Consider the following 18,187-nt stretch of genomic DNA (forward strand, 5'->3'; position numbering starts at 1 on the left):
TTTATGTTACACAATAAAAAGTCGCGCATGTTGTAATAAACATGCGCGACTAAGTAATTTATTCAGGTTGATGAAGATTAACTAAAATCAACAAGTCATGAATTACCTAACATCGTCAAAATTATCTTCTTCAGAAAGAATAATACGCTTACGGTTCTTCTCAATTGTAGGATCCGGAATTGGCACAGCGCTAATCAAAGCCTGAGTGTAAGGGTGCTTTGGATTATCAAACACCTCATCCGTTTCACCAGATTCAACAATTCGACCGTGATACATAACAGCAATTCGGCTAGAAATATGTCGAACAACAGCCATGTTATGCGCCACGAACAAGTAAGCAACACCCAACTTGTCTTGCAAATCTTCAAGCAAGTTAATAATTCCAGCCTGAATAGAAACATCCAAAGCCGAAACTGGCTCATCAAGAAGCAAAAGCTTAGGATTCACAGCCAAAGCGCGAGCAATAGCGATACGCTGACGCTGGCCGCCGGAGAACTGCGTTGGGAAGCGATCAACTTGATCAGGATTCAACTCAACCAATTGCATAAGCTCAGCAATACGCTGGCGAATTTCTTCCTTCGACTTCTTTTGCACAAGCAAAGGCTCGGCCAAAATATCGTAAACAAGCATACGAGGATCAAGAGAACTCATTGGATCCTGGAACACGTACTGAATCTTAGAACGAAGTTCGCGACGCTGCTCACGAGTCAACTTATCGTTCAACTCAGTACCAAAAACTGTAATAGAACCAGACTCAGGCTTCTTCAAGCCCATAATCTCCATCAAAGTCGTGGACTTACCAGAACCAGACTCGCCAACCAAAGCCACAGTTTCGCCTTCACGAACCTCAATACTCACACCATCAACCGCGCGAACTTCGCCAACCTTACGTCGCAAGAAGCCGCCGCTAGTAATTGGGAATGTTTTAACCAAGTTCTTAACATCCAAAACAACTTTTCGTTGCTCACGAGGAATGCCTTCAAACATTGGCTTAATTGGCTTTTCGGTTTCCGCATGAAGCAGCGAGCGAACAGTTTCGCTTTCCGCTTCAAGACCAATCATAGTGCTGTCGTCGCCGCTCTCTTCTTCAGCCATAAGCATATCCATAGTCGGCTTAGAAATTGGAGTCAAACGACGAGTGCGCTTTTGATCAACGCGAGGAACAGCGCCCAACAAGCCAATAGTGTACGGCTGAGTTGGGTGAGCAAAAATCTCCTCAACGCTATTATGCTCAACCAAATGGCCCGCGTACATAACAATAACTTCGTCTGCAACGCCAGCAATTACGCCCAAATCGTGAGTAATGAAAATCATTGCAGCGCCGGTTTCGCGCTGAGCTTTCTTCAAAACTTCCAAAACCTGAGCCTGAATAGTCACATCCAAAGCGGTAGTAGGCTCGTCTGCAATAATAATATCCGGATCGTTAGCAATTGCCATAGCAATCATCACGCGCTGGCGCATACCACCAGAAAACTCGTGAGGGAAAGCCTTCAAACGCTCAGCCGGCTTAGTAATACCAACCAAATCAAGCAATTCAATAGAACGCTCGCGAATCTGCTCTTCGCTCATGTCCGGGTTATGAATAACCAAAGCTTCCTTAAGCTGATCACCAATAGAGAAAACTGGAGTTAAAGCAGAAAGAGGATCCTGGAAAACCATGGCAATATTCTTGCCACGAATCTTACTCATCTCAAGATCAGTTTTAGTAAGAAGCTCCTCGCCCTTATACTTAACCGAACCTTTAACACTAGCATTCTTATCGAGTAAGCCCATCACAGCCAAAGAAGTAACCGACTTACCGGAACCGGACTCGCCAACGATACCAATAGTCTTTCCGCGGTACAAATCAAAATTCATTCCGCGCACAGCATGCACAGTACCAGCTTCAGAAGCGAAGCTAACTTGCAAGTCGCGTACTGAAAGCAACGGTTCGTTGTTTTGATCTTCCATCGTGGTTTCTTCCTTAATAGCGTTATTTGCAATATCAGTCATGTTTATCACTCCAAACGCTCGTTAGTCGGCCTTACCAACAGACCTAGAATATGGATCAATGGCATCACGCAAACCGTCACCAATAAGCTGCACGGAGAAGGTTAGCAAAACAAGCACTGCAGACGGCACCAAAAGCACCCACGGAGAAGTCTGCACAACGCTTTGGCCAGCATTAAGCAAAGTACCAAGAGAAGTATCCGGAGCCTTAATACCAAGGCCCAAGAAGCTCAAAGCAGTTTCGCCGTTAATCGCACCAATAACACCAAGAACCGTGTTAATAATCAATACAGAACCCAAGTTTGGAACCAAGTGGCGCACAATAATGCGGAACGAAGAAACGCCCTCGAACTTAGCTGCACGAACATACTCACGTTCGCGCAAGCTCAAAGTCAACGTACGAAGAGTACGAGCGTAACCAATCCAACCAAAAGCTGTTAAGCCAAATGCCAACCACAGCCAATCGCTACCACCACTAGAAGCACTAATGATTAAAGCAATCAGCAGGAAGGAAGGAACAATCAGCAGCATGTCCAAAAGCCACATACCAACCTGCTCAAACCATCCTTCGAAGTAAGAAATGGCAGTACCAACCAAAGCAGCAATAACTGTAATGGTAATAGAACTAACAATACCAATGGAAAGTGAACGGCCAAGTCCGCGCACAACCATTGCGTACATGTCTGAACCGCCTGGCGTAGTGCCAAGCCAATGCTCTGCAGAAGGAGGAGTTGCTAGAGAAGAAAAGTCTGGTTCGTCGTAGCTCCACTTTGAAATCTTTGAGCCAAACAAAGCAAAAAGAATCAAAATTACAAGCATAACCAAGCCCACAACTGCAGACGGGCGACGGAAGAATCGACGCGTATAAAGCGTCATCTTACCAGTGCGTTTAAAGTTGCCCCAGGCACCAGCAGTAGCTTTTCTATCTGCAGCAGACTCTTGAGGTTTTGAAGATACATCTTTTTTATTCATATCAAATTCACCTACACTGTTCTGCTAGTTCAAACGAATACGTGGGTCGAGCCAAGCAGAGAAGATATCTGCAAGCAGAGCACCAACTAAGGTACATACAGCACCAAACGCTGCAATAGCAACAGAACCGTTAATATCGTTCTGCATAATGGTCTGAACGAAGTAGCTACCAAGACCGTTAATAGCAAACACGGTTTCAGTAATCACAGCACCCGTAAACACGCCTGCAATAGAGAAGGCGACGTCAACAGCTGTTGGAATCAAAGAAGTACGCAAAGCGTGGCGGCGAATAGCCAAATTCAAAGGTAAGCCCTTAGCGCGAGCCGTACGAACGTAATCAGCATTCATAGTATCGAGAAGATACGTGCGCTGCGTTAAATGATACCCAACCATGCCAGGAATTGTCATAACAATCGTCGGCAAAATCAAATGCTGAAGGAAGTCAAGAAGGAACATGAACGGGTCAGAACCCTGGTAAGAGTGCAAACCAGTAACGTAGAAAAGTCGCACGCCTGTTGCGCGGTTAATGCTAATAGCAGCAAGCACAACCATCAAACCCAAAACTGCTGCAGGAACAACCAGCAGGAAGGTTGCGGTGGAATTAAGAACTCTATCTTGCCACTTGTACTGACGGATAGCAGTGTAAACACCAACGCTAACACCGAGAACAATGCCAAGAATTGTAGCGCCAGTAACCAGCTGAACAGATGCGCCAATACGAGACATAATTGCCGGACCAACTGGAGCCTGATCTGGGCTCAATCCCCAATCCCACTTAGTAAAAATGTTGTAAATCCAACGGCAATAACGAGTAAACACTGGAGTCTGGTCGTTAATATTTGCCAAATCCAAAGAACGGTTGATTGATGCAATAGGTGGATGCGGATGCCTAGACATGTAGTTCGAACGCGGTCTCATAAAAGCACTTGTCAAGAAATACGTCATGGATACGGCAACAAACAACATCACCACATAATTCAGGCATCGTTTAACGATGTATCGTATCATTGTGACTCTTTTCTACGACTAGCCATTTTTTACCTCCATTCGGCATCCATAAATCTTGTGATTTACAGTATTGCCGATCTAACACTCGACCTTGAAAAAGGCGTGTTTGAATCGACCCTTGTCAATCCGGACACATAATTAGTATATTTTTAGCCAAGCTATGTACAAAGAGACAAACAGAAAATATTTTTGCACAGCACTTTTCTCAATATCCAAGGGAAAAATTTCGTATATATAAGTTATATTATACATATCTAAACATGCAAAAAAGCGCAAAATATCAGTGATTTCTAGCTATATTTTTACACAAAGATATGTATTTTAAAATCAAAAAAGTATTTTTATACATACAAAATACGTTTTATAAGCAAATATAATAAATTCAAAATTTAATTACAAAAACTGAATATTTACCGAAAAAATTGTAGTTTTACTAAAATAATTAATAGTATTCAAGCAAATGCCGAAAATAGGCATAGACAAGAAACACACGCGAGACATTGAGCAGTATACAATATTTTTTATTCGTACTTTCAACTCTAAAAGGAGAATGAATAAGCTCATGGCTGAAAACATCAAAGCCGTAACTCTGGAACATGTAAAAAATTATTCCAAACATTTTAACGAACAGCGCGCAAATCTTCTCGCCGCGAATGCAGCAGTAACAAATGGTGTACTTAAAGCCGCAACAAGCTACCAAGGCAAGCGTGCTCTTCCTCGCGAATTCTCAATAGAATTAAAACAAGGCAGCATTACCAATCAGAAGCGCTCCGGACGCTGCTGGATGTTCGCCTCACTTAATACTTTGCGATACGAAGTAATGCATAAGTGGAATTTAGACGACTTTGAGTTTTCAGAAAGCTACCTATTCTTCTGGGACAAGATTGAAAAAGCAAACGCTTATTTGGAAAATGTGCTTTCAACACTTGATGAAGATGTTAATAGCCGACTTTTTGAGAGCATTAACTATGGTCCAATCGATGACGGCGGCTGGTGGCAAATGTTCGTCAACTTGGTAAACAAGTACGGACTTGTGCCAAAGAGTGCATATCCAGATTCACAGAACTCAGTCGACTCTGATGCATTCGTACAGTACATCAATACCAAGTTGCGCGAGTTTGCATACGAATTGCGTGAAGCTCATAAGAACGGAACTTCTTTGGAAGAATTGCGCGAAATGAAAGTTCGCGATTTGGAAACCGTTTATCGCATGACAACTATTGCCCTGGGTGAACCACCTGCACAGTTTGACTTCTTCGCGCGAACTAAAGATGACGACGATAAGAAGGACGGCGAAAAAGACGAAACCAAGAAAGATAGCGAGAAAACCAGCAAAGCTGACAAGCCAAAAACCGGCAAAGATGAGCGTCCAATGATTTGTGAATATGGAATTACTCCACTTGAGTTCGCAAAGAAGTACGTCCCAGTTGACGTAAACGACTTCGTAACAATATGCAACGCGCCTATGGAACGCACACCATTCAACAAGCTCTACCAATTCAAGTACAGCACCAACGTAGCTGAAACAAAGGAAATGGAATTTGTTAACGTTCCTCTCGATGTATTCAAAAAAGCAGCTGTAGACCAATTAAAAGATGGTCATCCAATCTGGTTTGCATGCGATTGCACACAGTTCTCCTTGCGTGACAGTGGATTCTTCGATCCTGCAGTTGTGCGCGTAGATGAATTGTTTGATGTGAAGTTTACATTCGATAAAGCTCACGGTTTGGAATATATGGATTGCCCAGGAAATCACGCAATGACATTCACTGGCGTAAATCTTAATAAAGATGGCGATCCAGATCGCTGGAAGATCGAGAACAGCTGGGGCAAGGATGCTGGCGAAGACGGCTATTATGTTGGCTCAGCAGAGTGGTTCGATCGTTATGTGAACGAAATAATCATCAACAAAAAGTACCTTGACAAAGAAACTTTAGCTGTATTGGATCAAGAACCAGTAATGCTTGAACCATGGGCGCCACTTTCGAAGCGTTGCCGTTAAATAGTTACCATTAAAATTAAGTTTGGTAACCGTGTGAGCGCAGATTGCTTTTGCAGTCTGCGCTTTTATTGTTGTTTTATTTATTTTTTATTTTTCATAAATTAAAAAGAAGCCCGGCGGGAAGAGAAACCCGCCGGGGCAGAGAGAAAGAGAGAAGAAGGTTTCAATTATGGGGTTCGAAAACGAACCTCGCTAATGGCGAACCATTAACACATGTTAGTATAGCTAAACATTCGTCCAAAGAAAAGAGTTTTTCCTTAAAATTTCCTTAAAATATTTTCTTTTAGAGAACCATTTGCTATGTTTTCTAATTTTATAATTTATTTATTGAAAATTTCAACCTATTTCTCACTATTTTCCAAAGATTTTTTTGCTGCAGCAAGTCTTTCTGCCTCGACACGCTGACGCTCGGACAAGGCAGATGCGAAACGCTCAAGCTCCTCCTCAACTGCTTCTTTTGGAATCTTGGCAAAAATAGGACTTGGCTTAGGCACAGGCGTACCTGCTACCAACTCCTCACTCTCCCAAGGATGAACAGTTTCCCCCAAGCGATAATCGCCCGTAATAATCGGATACTTGAAGTCTGGATTATCCAAATCTTCAACTTCTTCAATATGAGGCAAAGGCGAGAATACGCCAGTGCCACCAAGTGCTTCCCAAACTTTTTGAGCTGCATGAGGCAAGAATGGCGCAAGCAGATGATTAGCATCCGAAACAGCCTGAGCTGCAACATGCAACACAGTACCAAGGCGAGCCTCATCATCTTTAATTTTCCAAGGCTCAGTTGCAGAAATATATTTATTAATATCCGCAACTACTCGCATTGCTTCAGTAAGAGCATTCTTCTGACGATGACGCTCAATCAAACTACCGACCAAAGCAAAAGCATCAGAAGTTTGATCGAGAAGAGCGCGATCCATTGCAGTCATAGAATCTTCGTCAAGAGGAGGGATTACACCAAAGTTCTTATTAATAAGATTTGCCACACGATTGACAAGATTACCCCAGCTTGCAGCAAGCTCTTCGTTATTATGGCGAGCAAACTCAGCCCAAGTAAAATCAGCATCAGAATTTTCTGGACCAGCAATAGAAATGTAGTAACGCACAGCATCTACAGGGTAACGCGCCAAAATATCCTTCACATAAATCACGATTCCGCGCGAAGAGCTGAACTTCTTGCCTTCCATAGTCATGAACTCAGAAGCAACAACCTGTTCAGGCATGTTCAATGGACCATAAACGCCAGCCTCACCACCTTTAGAACCAGCACCGTTGTAGGCAAGCATTTCCGAAGGCCAAATCTGAGAATGGAAAGTAATGTTATCTTTGCCCATGAAGTAGTATCCAGGAGACTTAGGATCACACCACCAATCACGCCAAGCGTCTGGCTTGCCTTGTCGACGAGCCCATTCAATAGATGCAGACAAGTATCCAATAACAGCGTCAAACCACACATACAGACGCTTATTCGGATTATCAATCCATCCTTCAACAGGAACAGGAATACCCCAATCAATATCGCGCGTAATAGCTCGCGGCTTTACTTCATTAAATAATCCAAGCGAGAAATTAATAACATTCGTGCGCCAACCTTCGCGAGAATGAAGCCAATTAACATTCGCCTCAGCCAAAGCAGGCAGGTCTAGGAAATAATGTTCAGTTTCTTCAAAGCGCGGAGTTTCACCATTAATTTTAGAAACTGGATTAATAAGCTCATCCGGATCAAGCTCGTTTCCACAAGCATCACATTGATCGCCACGAGCACCATCTGCGCCACACAATGGGCATGTGCCTTCAATATAACGATCTGGCAAAGTACGACCAGTGGAAGGAGAAATAGCAACCTTCTGAGTGCCCTTGTAAATATAGCCGTTCTTTAAGCACTGACGGAACATTTCTTGCACAACATGCTCGTGATTTGCAGTAGTAGTACGCGTGAACAAATCGTAGCTCAAACCTAAATCGCACAAATCCTTAGTAATCACACGATTATAACGATTAGCAAGCTCTTGTGCAGAAACGCCTTCCTTATCTGCTTCAACCAAAATAGGTGTGCCGTGCTCATCCGTGCCAGACACCATTAATACGTCATTACCTTTCATGCGCTCGTAACGCGCATACACGTCCGACGGAACCCCGAAACCTGCAACGTGACCAATATGACGAGGGCCGTTAGCATACGGCCAAGCAACATTCACCAAAATATGACTCATAGACAATTATTATCTTGTTCAACGCGGACAGTACATAAGAACATTGCAAAAAGAATCCCAAAATATACGAGAAAACACGCTGAATAACAAGCCTCACACGAGTTCATCCACATATCCACAAGTTATAAAACCAGCCTGGAATTGAAGCAAATATAAACATAATCTCAACTTATGCATTACGAAACTTATTCACTACAAAGCATGAATTACAAAATATGCGTTAGAAAAACAACAATATGTGCGATACACATTGTAAATAGTCGCGCTAAAAAATAAATATGCAAAAAGAAAGGATTGAGGAAAATTGAAAAAACAACAAAACATACGCGATTTATTGGATATTTGCGAAGAAACACAAACACAATTCCCGGAATTACTTGACGACAACCATTTACCAGGCCCAATGTGCATGAAAAAACTTTCTCAAATTGGCGTATTCAATAGGCTTGATTTAAATGCAGGATATTCAAATAAAGCAGCTATTTCCACTCAAGGAAGAAGTAATATTGTGAGCAATCTTATACCTACAGAAAGCATAGCCTGCTTATTTACTGCAGCATGGGTTTGGATAGGAGGCAATTTTCCTGAAAATATAGATGTTATTGATTATGGGCATAGAAGAAAAAAGCCGCACGGCCATGCAATCCGAGCATTTCGAAGACACTTAAACAATGAAGAATACGTAATACTTGGAAAAATTAGAATAACAACGCCAGAACGAACAATTTGCGATTTAGCGTACACTCCAAGCGAAAACGAAGAGTACGAACCTTATAGAAAAGATATTGCTCACTTATTGATATCTAAATACAGCATTGACTTGCGAAAATGCAAACGTACTATTGACGGAAACCCATATTTCCCAGGCTCAATACATGCAAGAAATTGGATACGAAACATTGCGAAAGAAGCAAACAAACCATGGAAATAAAGAACTCTTATGCAACTAAAACAAGCAGCCCTCCAAAACCACCTATAATACTCACGCCATATGTTGCTATCGACCCTGCAACAAAAACGGAAGTGCTATGGTATATCGCGCAAAAAATACCAGAACTTCGCAAATGGATTATTGCAAACCCTTCGGCAGACGCACAAATCTTAGAATATATTTCTCAACAAGGCGGTCCTGACGTTCGTTACAGTTTTGAAGTGCTATTTTCTGCGTATGACAGCAATGAATAGAAAGCAAAAAAAAAATAGTAGCAAAAGCAGAAATCTTATTTTTGATCAGGTTTATGCTCAAGACAAGACGCGTAAACTTGCTTACGATTAGCAAAAGATCCGTCAGCAAACGGATGCTCTTTTACTACTTTCGTAATGGCTTCTTTTATGCGCAAGCCTTCGGAATCTGCACATTCAAGCGAAAGCTTTGCAAGAGCATCAATGCTTAAATCTGTGCTTTCAGACTGTACTTCTTCGTCACTTGCACCACCGATAACTAAAACTATTTCGCCTCGAGGAGGATCCGCTAAAACACCATCGTGAATACTTTGCACAGTTCCACGACGAATTTCCTCAAAATCTTTTGTAAGTTCACGGCATAACGCCATTGGACGATTAGAGCCAAGTACTGCCAATATGTCTTCCATTGCTTCTGCAATACGATGTGGAGCCTCATAAAATACTATTGTTCGTCGCTCGGCTTTAAGCGAGCGCAAATGCTGTTGACGCTCACCAGATTTACGAGGCAAAAAGCCTTCATAACAGAAGCGATCAGTTGGCAATCCAGAAAGAGCAAGCGCATCTAAAACTGCACTAGGACCAGGCGCGCAAGTAACAGGCAAATCGCGCTCTATTGCACGTCGAACAACAGCAAGACCCGGGTCGTTAATGGTAGGCATACCTGCGTCTGAAACAACAAGAACAGTGCTGCCCTGCTCAACTTTGTCTAGCAAGCCATCTGCCTTGTTGCGCTCATTATGATCGTGATATGCGATTACGCTACCAGAAACATGTACGCCAAGGCGATTCGCTAAATCATAAAGCCTACGCGTGTCTTCAGCAGCAACAATATCAGCAGTTTCAAGAAGATTAATTAATCGTGCAGAAGCGTCTGCCATATTCCCAATAGGCGTAGCAGCTAAAACAACCTTACCTAAATTATCTTCTTCGTCACACATCTTGAATCTCCTTATAAAACTTCTTAAAACTCTACACGAATTTATAAAAGAACGCACTTACAAAGCGAGGTATTTGATTAGAATTATGCTTAGTGTAATTGCAATATAAACGAAACGAAAAGAGACACTATGAAGATTATAAATCAGAAAATAAAAAGTATAGATGGAAGCAATGCGCAGCTTATTGGATATGTTTTAGACGATAATTTAGATAGCGAAGGTTTGCAAAACCGTCCTGCAATTTTAATCTTGCCAGGCGGAGGTTTCTTGCGCGTCTCGAATCGTGAAGCAGAGCCTGTTGCCATGAAGTTTGCTGCAGAAGGATTCCACACTTTTGTGTTGCGATACTCGCTTACTCCAAGCACATACCCAACTCAGCTTTTAGAAGCCGCAGAAGCGATGAGCTTAATCCGCAAAAACGCAAAAGAATGGCACGTAGATGCGCAAAAAGTTGCAATTATTGGATTCTCCGCTGGAGGGCATGTGGCTGCAAACCTTGCAACTAGTGTTAGCGACGAAGTTGAGGAAGCAAACGGGTATGCTGCTGATGACGTGCGTCCAAATGCACTTATGCTCGCATATCCTGTTATTTCTGCTGGAAAATATGCGCATAAGCCAACTTTCGATCGTCTATTTGGAGAAGTTAGCGACGAAAAGCGAACTGAACTCGTCAATAAACTTTCGCTGGAAAATCACGTGGATCGCAAAACTCCACCTGTATTTGTATGGCAAACTGTTACTGATCAAACAGTTCCAGTAGAAAATTCAATAATGTTTGTGAACGCTTGCGTTGAAGCTGGAGTAAGTGTTGAAGCTCACCTGTTCCCTAAAGGACCGCACGGCTTAGCTTTGGCAGTTAAAGAAACAGCAAAACGCGATGAAAACGGAAATGTGCTTACTGAATTTATTCAGCCAGAAGTTCAGCAGTGGGTTAAGCTTGCTTGCGATTGGTTGCATCGCACTTTTGCGTAATTTAACTTCAACACTCCCGCGTTTGTTCCCTTTTCGACCCATTTGGTAAACAAAACGCGGAAACAAAAAGCGGAAACAACAGACGAAACACAAGGCAAAAACAAAAACGTCGTCTACACGCCATAAGGGGCATGTTGACGACGTTTTGTTACTTGCTATCAATAAGTAATTTTAAGTAATCTCAATATTTAAGAGAAAATTACACTATTAATATTTCACACGATTTTTGGCATTGGAGTTGTTAGTGAAGATGTGAGATTTACCTGCACAACTCCAGCTCCAGCGTGAACTTCCACTTTCTTCAATGTCACAGTGCGCTCTTCAGCAGGCTTATGATCGTCGTCAGTCATAGTTGCAGGAGATTTAACAGCAACTAGTGCAAGACTGTTAAAATCAACGCCAGCATTCGCGCACAAATCCTCAGCTGCAGATAATGAATCTTCAAAACCAGCTTTTTCAATCACACGTTCAGTTGGAACACCGTAAGCTTCTGCACACAGCAAGTTAACGCGATCCAAAAGCGCTTGACCTCTGCGACTTTCTGGAACTTTCGTTTCAACATCATCAGTTATTGCAGACACAAAATCGTCCAGCTGATTTGCCAAACCATCGCCACCATCGCGGAATAAATTGCCAACAATAGGCTTTCTGAATCCTAAAGACTTGGCTTGTTCCAACAATTCAGGCACTTGATCATCCTCGCCTTCCCACAAATTAATCAACGGGAACGTAGGGATATTAAGAGATTCCAAACGAGAAACATGGAATGGGTAACGCCAAGCCAAAGTTTCGTCATCTCGCCAAGTAGTTGCGCGAGTAACTACAACTGCAGCAGCAGGCCACTTTGCACCAAACTCGCGAGCAGCAATATCTAACCACTTTTGAGCACCAGCATCCGTGCCATAACCTGCTTCCACCACTACAACATCATGCTCAGCGCAAGCCATTTCAACGCTTACAAGGCTTGGAATACCAAGCGAAACGTTCGCAAACGGGCCGCAATGGACGTAGATTGGAGAACCATTAATCGTCTCAGTTTTAGCAGGCTTTACAGCGTCGGCAAGAATATTGGTGATTCGCCACAAATCCACAAACTCACCAAACTTAACAGGCTTACCGTCTTTTGTGCCAGCAATCATTGAAGAAACACGATGAGAAATCTCGTCCATACTGCGCGACAACACTACGATTTGCATAAGCTCGCAAGTTGGCGTCAAAACAACGCGCTCAGGAACAGTCCCCTTGCCAAAATCAACAGCAATGCTTCGCAAAGATCGCGAAGGAACTTCACTAACTCGAGGAACTAAAATAGTATCAAGAACACCCTCGTCGACTGCTTTTTCCGCAAACGACACAAGCAAATTCTGCGCGCAAGCAATAGCAGCCATTTCACCACACAGGCCCCAGTCAATCAACTCAGGGTGAGAAAGCGAAGACTTACCGCCACCACTTGCACCACCTTTAGAACCAGCAGCCGTAATGCCCATGCTTGGCTGACGAAGAACTGCAGCTGCGTCCACACCGCGCTCACGCAATGCATCAACTAACGCAATAGTTGTAGTTGTTTTACCTTCTCCACGAGAAGCTTTTAAAGGAGTATCAGCAGTAACAAGCAGAACCTTACCGCGCTTCCTAGACTCCTCTGGATGTTGCTTTAAATAATCCAAGTACCCAAAGGCATCAATTTTTTTAACCAAACCGAATGTTGTAGTGTATGAATCAAGAATGCTCATGTACCCCTCTTTCATAGGCATATTGGCACAACTATGCATGCGGATAATGTTAATTACATGATTCATACTATACGATTGTTTGTTCGTAGCATAGCCACCACACGCAATATCTATACGCGTTATTATCAACGTCTATAGCAAAATAACAAAAGATAACAAAAATGCCTTCCGTGTGAAATAAAAAGTTCATTTCTTAGGAAGGCATTTAATTTTTAATAAAATTTAAATTTAGTGATCAGAACGATTAAAACCATTCTTCATACGCATGCTAGTGATGTACAGCACCGTGTCAAGCAAAGAATCGGTTTCTTTCTTCAGCTTTGCTGCCATATCGTCATTTGCTTCAGCCAAAGCCTCGCGCACTTTGTCGTTGCGAAGCTCGGCAATAATAGCTTCAGGATCGCGAACTAAATCATCGTAATCTTCGCCTTCATCACCTTCACGTTCTGGCTCGTAATCAGCCAAATCAACGCCAAGAAGATCTGCCACGGCAGCATCCGTAGACTTGACCATTGCGTGACCAAGGGAACCGACAACTTCTTGGTAGCGCTCAATCGCGTTTGCAGTGTCGTTAAATGCGGCATCCGCAAGAGCAGCAATAATGCGATTCTCCCAATAGAAGTTTTCGCTTGTTACGCGAGTAGTCGTATCTTCCAAATACTTTGGAGTGCGATTTACGTTTGGATAGAACGGAATCAAAGAATTGAAAGGATTAGAACCGTAAGTAATCCACTGAATTGCACGCATTGCTTCCGGCATGTAAGGGCGGATTTGCATTACAGCAAGCTCGCTTTGGCGATTAATTCCGATTGGACGCAACATATGACGAGTATGCTCATCTCCAAGATTGCCGTAAGGATCATACTCAGTGCCCTGATAGTGAGAGCTTAAAACGTACTTAATATCCTCAACCGTCACTTTACGCTCAGGCTGGCGAGCCCAAGGAATATCGTTGCTGTCCGGACGATGATCAGCGTCTTTACCATCCCACACTTCGTCATACGGATTCAAGAAGCGCTCCATGAACCATGCGCGAGGAGTGTTGTACACGTGGTCAGCATCCGAATGAGAGCCAAAAGCATCACGAGGGTTAAACGGAGAAGCGTTTTCCACCGACAAATCCAAGTGATTTTCTTCAATAAACTCAAGCAAATCAGCCGAGCACATATGCTCTTCTTGAAGATCAAAAGCATCATCTAAATCAAACTCGTCAATTCCGAGCTGGTTTGGCATAACAACATAAGCTTCATCCGGCACACGCTTAGCAATCCAATGATGACCACCGACAGTTTCAAACCACCAAATCTCGTTCACATCCGAAAATGCAACGCCATTCATCTCATAAGTGCCGTACTTTTCAAGCAATGCACCCAAACGCTCAACGCCTTCGCGAGCGCTACGAATATAAGGCAAAACAAGCGTTAAGAAATCTTCTTCGCCAATTCCACCCGGCACTTCCGGCTTGTAGTCAGCATCTCCAACTTTGCCTTGTTCTTTTTGAAGTTCAACCATTGGATCTGCGCCTAACACGCGCTCGTTGGACGTAAGCGTTTCAGTTGCGCTCATTGCAACATTTGCTTCGTTAACGCCAGCTTCTCCCCAAATTCCTTCGCGCAAGTCTGCATTTGGCACGCTTGTGTATTGCATTGGATTATCCGGCAACTCGACTGTTACGTGGCTAAGAACAGACTTATAAACGCGAGGTTGATCTTCCGGCTTTACTACCACTAAACGCTTCGGATTAAACTCGCCATTTGCTGAGTCTTCGTTACGCGCAATAAGCGTGGATCCGTCGTAACTTGCTTTTCTACCAACAAGAATTGTTGTGCATGCCATATTTGCATCCTCTGTTTTTAGATTTTATATTTTATTTTTAGATTTGTTACTGTTTGATTCTAACGCTTAGGCGTTAACTGCTAACCTAATTGGTTGCTCTCGTGCTCGCGTTTAGGCTTTACCAGTAAGGAACATTCCACCAGCATCTACACCTGAAGTTACATTTCTTACTTCGCGTAACAATTCATTCATGTAGAATCCCGGCTTAAGATTTGGCAAAGGCTTTTCTGTGCCAAAAACTTCAAACATGTATTCGTGATCTTTATCAGGAGGCTGAGGGCCGTTGTATCGCATAGTAATTGCTGAATCATTGCAACCAATAAATCTGCTTGCCTGCGAGTTGCGTCCTTGAAGAGCTTCCGGAATCATAGAAGTCATTGTACGAGAAAAATCTTCCGGTATTTGTAAAGCGTGAGAATCATTAAAATCAAACATTAACGCTTCAACAGGCACGTTCGCGGCAGTCCAGTGAATCCATTCAAAACCGCATACCGGTATTGCATCGTCGTCAACAAAACGCCAATGCAAATAATGCACGAAAGATGGCATATTATCAACGTAAAATGGGAAAGAAACTACTGGAACTCCGCTGATCTTATTCTGCTCCGGCGCAGCTTTAGAATAATCATCCGGAATGGTAGTGAAATCTGTAGAAATATTCATAATTTAAGTATCTACCATTACACAACACTAATCAACTGCGCGAGTAACAAATAAACGCAAACGTTAGCGCAATCTAATTGTTCAAGCAGATCGTGGCACTCAAGCAAAAACAACACTAAGAAACAACGCTAACTGCATAATTTGACGGTCAATATAAAACGTGCGCCCAGAAAAATCTAAACTGGGCGCATTAACTAAAATGTAATTTTTTACTGTACTCTATTTATTTTGTAGCAGCCTCCTCATGAGTTTCAGCAGCCTTAGCTGCCACAGCTGCTTTCTTAGCAGCACGCTCTTGCTTCTTAATTCCTTCAATGAACTCAGCATGCTTTACTGCAGGAAGCCAGCCGGTGTTAACAACCTTAACCTGCCATACCCAAGCCAAGGCAAACAGAATAACAGCAACAATAATCAAGCTTATAGCACCAACGCCTGCACCGAGGTGAGCGAAGTTACCAACAACAGTGCCAACCCAACCAAAGTCAGCATCGCCGAAGGTGGAGTTTGCCAAGCCGAAGGAACCCATAACAGTAAGCAATACTGCTGGAAGGAATGTAATAATTAAACCGTTAATAAAACCACCGAGAATAGCACCACGGCGACCACCGGTTGCATTACCAAACACGCCTGCACCACCACCATCGAAGAAGTGAGGCACCATTCCTGGGAGAATCAATGCCAATCCCCAAGCTGGACCCATCCAAATTGCAATAAGTCCGAGAGCTACAAGACCTCCAACGAAGGAAGACAAGAAGCCAATAAGAGAAGCATTAGCACCGTATGGGAATACGATTGGAATATCCAATGCTGGACGAGCGCCTGGAACGACCTTGTTAGCAATGCCCTGGAATGCAGGAACCAATTCACCTAAAATGATACGAACACCATAAAGGATGACACTAACACCAATTCCAAATTGCAAAGCCTGAGCAAAAGCCGCCATGTAGAAGGCACTATAGTCCGTAGGGTGAGACGCGAAAATCTTGAAGAGTTCCTTTACTGGCAACACAACCGAAGCCCACACTGCGAATACCAAATACAGCACAACCATCAACAAAGTCGTGGAGACCATTGAATCACGCAAGAAGCTCAAACCCTTAGGGAAGTTAATATCTTCAGTAGACTTAGACTTCTTACCAACAGCAGCACCAACAGCACCAGAAACAATGTAGCTTAAAGAGTTAAAGTGACCAATCGAGAGCTTATCGCTACCAGTAATACGGTTCATAAAAGGCTGCGCAAAAGCTGGCAGAACAACCATAACCGTTGCCATAATGACAGAGCCGACAATAACAATAAGCAACTGGTTGCCTGCACCAAAACCAACGGAAAGAACTAGAGCCAAAAGCATAGACATAAACACCATGTGGTGACCAGTCAAGAATATGTACTTCAAAGGAGTAAAGCGTGCAGCAAGAAGCATAAGAACGAAGCTGAGCACAATAATGTATGCAGAAGTAGCACCGTACTGACCTGCAGCCTGAGCAGTAATAACCTCATTCGTAGGTACAACACCATGAGCACCAGTAGACTTCAAAACCAAGTCACCAAATGGAGCAAGTGCACCAACAACAACGCCAGCACCTGCACCCAAAATGAGGTAACCCATAGCAGCTTTTAAGCCGCCTGCAATCACTTGTCCTGCACTACGTTTGAGTGCGATAAGACCGATTGCCGCAATAATACCAATCAAATAAGCCGGCACATTCAAAATCTGCTGACTTATGAAATTTAAAACCTGAACTACAATGTTCATCTTATTTCCTTCTTTTTATTTAGAAAAAGCGAATAGCGCATGAAATAACAGTACGACTATGCCAAAGCAGTAAGCACGTAATCAGCATAATCAAACGTTTATTTGTTACACATAATTTATGCGTAACGCTCAAGCACACCCTTCACCTCTTCAACATCCATGAAATTTTCAATTGTTTCTACAGGAGTGGTAGTGCCCTCAAGCTCTGGAGCAAGCTGAGGAGAAGTGAGCACAAGATCATTCATATTCGCAGTACCTTTTGCACTTCCCGCATCGGAAGTAGTAACTGTAACATCAAGACCTAAGTCTGCTGCCGCAGCCTCAACATTGATTTTTAAAAGTACAGACGTGCCAATGCCGTTTCCGCATACACATAGAATATTCATAAATAACCTCTTTCGTTGAGTTGTATTTTTTTAATTTTGCAAAATTAATTAATTCTTTAGTATTTAACTTTTAAGAATTGCGCGAATTTCTTTAGCGTTTTTTGCTTGTGCAAGTTCTCTAGTCTTCACAGGATTAGACAAAGCTGCAGCAACCGCGGACATAACGCCAATATGCTCATTTTCATCGTGACCTGCAAGACCAATTACTAAAGAGACCGGATCGTTGGCAGTGTTACCAAATTTAACAGGCGTACTTAAGCGAATCCAGCTCAAACCACTTTTTAACACTGCTTCCGACGGGCGCGAATGTGCCAAAGCCAAGCCTGGGGCAATAACAATATACGGGCCCATTTTCTCAACTGTTTCAATCATCTGATTCGTATATTCATCAGTAGTAAAGCCAGACTCCTTCAAAGCATTGCCTGCAAGACAAATAGCATCACGCCAATCCTTCGCTGCAATATCAAGGTTTACTGCAGAATCCGGGAGAAGCTCATCAATATCAGTACTCATATTTTCTCTTTTCTAAGCATG

The 18,187-nt window shown here is 42.9% G+C and carries 15 protein-coding genes; 4 read left to right on the forward strand and 11 right to left on the reverse strand.

From position 1 onward, the window contains the following. Positions 1-102: 102 nt before the first annotated feature. Genes DOD25_RS04800 through DOD25_RS04810 form a run of 3 tightly spaced genes read right to left on the reverse strand, consistent with a single transcriptional unit; the run spans position 103 to position 3,969 of the window. Positions 103-1,992 (reverse strand): ABC transporter ATP-binding protein, encoded by a 1,890-nt coding sequence (locus DOD25_RS04800; protein WP_004104711.1) that lies wholly within the window; start codon positions 1,990-1,992, stop codon positions 103-105. Positions 1,993-2,013: 21 nt separating this feature from the next. Beyond that, complete coding sequence (locus DOD25_RS04805) at positions 2,014-2,961, reverse strand: ABC transporter permease (protein WP_004104713.1); 948 nt, start codon at positions 2,959-2,961, stop codon at positions 2,014-2,016. 24 nt (positions 2,962-2,985) lie between these two features. After that, positions 2,986-3,969 carry an ABC transporter permease gene (locus DOD25_RS04810; RefSeq protein WP_012914500.1) on the reverse strand — a complete coding sequence of 328 codons (984 nt, stop codon included), beginning with the start codon at positions 3,967-3,969 and terminating at the stop codon, positions 2,986-2,988. Between the two features lie 562 nt (positions 3,970-4,531). Between DOD25_RS04810 and DOD25_RS04815 the strand changes: the two genes are divergently transcribed. After that, entirely contained in the window at positions 4,532-5,971 is a 1,440-nt protein-coding gene (locus DOD25_RS04815) for a C1 family peptidase (protein ID WP_064340619.1), read from the forward strand. A 341-nt stretch (positions 5,972-6,312) separates the two neighbouring features. Here DOD25_RS04815 and metG read toward each other — a convergent pair whose 3' ends face one another. Further along, complete coding sequence (metG, locus tag DOD25_RS04820) at positions 6,313-8,184, reverse strand: methionine--tRNA ligase (RefSeq protein ID WP_004118486.1); 1,872 nt, start codon at positions 8,182-8,184, stop codon at positions 6,313-6,315. Between the two features lie 304 nt (positions 8,185-8,488). Between metG and DOD25_RS04825 the strand changes: the two genes are divergently transcribed. Further along, positions 8,489-9,115, forward strand: coding sequence for a hypothetical protein (locus DOD25_RS04825; RefSeq protein ID WP_064340685.1), 627 nt, complete (start codon positions 8,489-8,491; stop codon positions 9,113-9,115). Continuing rightward, positions 9,106-9,369, forward strand: a complete 264-nt coding sequence (locus DOD25_RS04830; RefSeq protein WP_004118480.1) for a variant leucine-rich repeat-containing protein — start codon at positions 9,106-9,108, stop codon at positions 9,367-9,369. Before DOD25_RS04825 ends, DOD25_RS04830 begins: the two co-directional genes overlap by 10 nt. A 35-nt stretch (positions 9,370-9,404) precedes the next feature. Here the strand turns inward: DOD25_RS04830 and rsmI are convergent, their stop codons facing one another. After that, positions 9,405-10,307 (reverse strand): 16S rRNA (cytidine(1402)-2'-O)-methyltransferase, encoded by a 903-nt coding sequence (gene rsmI / locus DOD25_RS04835; RefSeq protein WP_064340684.1) that lies wholly within the window; start codon positions 10,305-10,307, stop codon positions 9,405-9,407. 129 nt (positions 10,308-10,436) lie between these two features. Between rsmI and DOD25_RS04840 the strand changes: the two genes are divergently transcribed. After that, positions 10,437-11,279, forward strand: a complete 843-nt coding sequence (locus tag DOD25_RS04840; protein WP_064340683.1) for an alpha/beta hydrolase — start codon at positions 10,437-10,439, stop codon at positions 11,277-11,279. Positions 11,280-11,494: 215 nt separating this feature from the next. Here the strand turns inward: DOD25_RS04840 and DOD25_RS04845 are convergent, their stop codons facing one another. From DOD25_RS04845 to DOD25_RS04870, 6 genes are all read right to left on the reverse strand, one after another. Beyond that, entirely contained in the window at positions 11,495-13,012 is a 1,518-nt protein-coding gene (locus DOD25_RS04845; RefSeq protein WP_162720549.1) for a formate--tetrahydrofolate ligase, read from the reverse strand. A 228-nt stretch (positions 13,013-13,240) separates the two neighbouring features. After that, positions 13,241-14,848 carry a C69 family dipeptidase gene (locus DOD25_RS04850; protein WP_064340312.1) on the reverse strand — a complete coding sequence of 536 codons (1,608 nt, stop codon included), beginning with the start codon at positions 14,846-14,848 and terminating at the stop codon, positions 13,241-13,243. A gap of 111 nt (positions 14,849-14,959) precedes the next feature. Then, positions 14,960-15,511, reverse strand: a complete 552-nt coding sequence (locus DOD25_RS04855; protein ID WP_004104740.1) for a YbhB/YbcL family Raf kinase inhibitor-like protein — start codon at positions 15,509-15,511, stop codon at positions 14,960-14,962. Between the two features lie 223 nt (positions 15,512-15,734). Continuing rightward, positions 15,735-17,267 carry a PTS ascorbate transporter subunit IIC gene (locus tag DOD25_RS04860; protein WP_004104741.1) on the reverse strand — a complete coding sequence of 511 codons (1,533 nt, stop codon included), beginning with the start codon at positions 17,265-17,267 and terminating at the stop codon, positions 15,735-15,737. 116 nt (positions 17,268-17,383) lie between these two features. Beyond that, a complete protein-coding gene (locus tag DOD25_RS04865) occupies positions 17,384-17,653 on the reverse strand; it encodes a PTS sugar transporter subunit IIB (protein WP_004104746.1) in 270 nt (89 codons plus the stop codon). 63 nt (positions 17,654-17,716) lie between these two features. After that, the gene (locus DOD25_RS04870) at positions 17,717-18,166 is read right to left on the reverse strand and encodes a PTS sugar transporter subunit IIA (protein ID WP_004104748.1); all 450 of its coding nucleotides are present in this window, start codon (positions 18,164-18,166) and stop codon (positions 17,717-17,719) included. Between the last annotated feature and the right edge of the window lie 21 nt (positions 18,167-18,187).

This window comes from Gardnerella leopoldii (assembly GCF_003293675.1).
Classification (GTDB): domain Bacteria; phylum Actinomycetota; class Actinomycetes; order Actinomycetales; family Bifidobacteriaceae; genus Bifidobacterium; species Bifidobacterium leopoldii.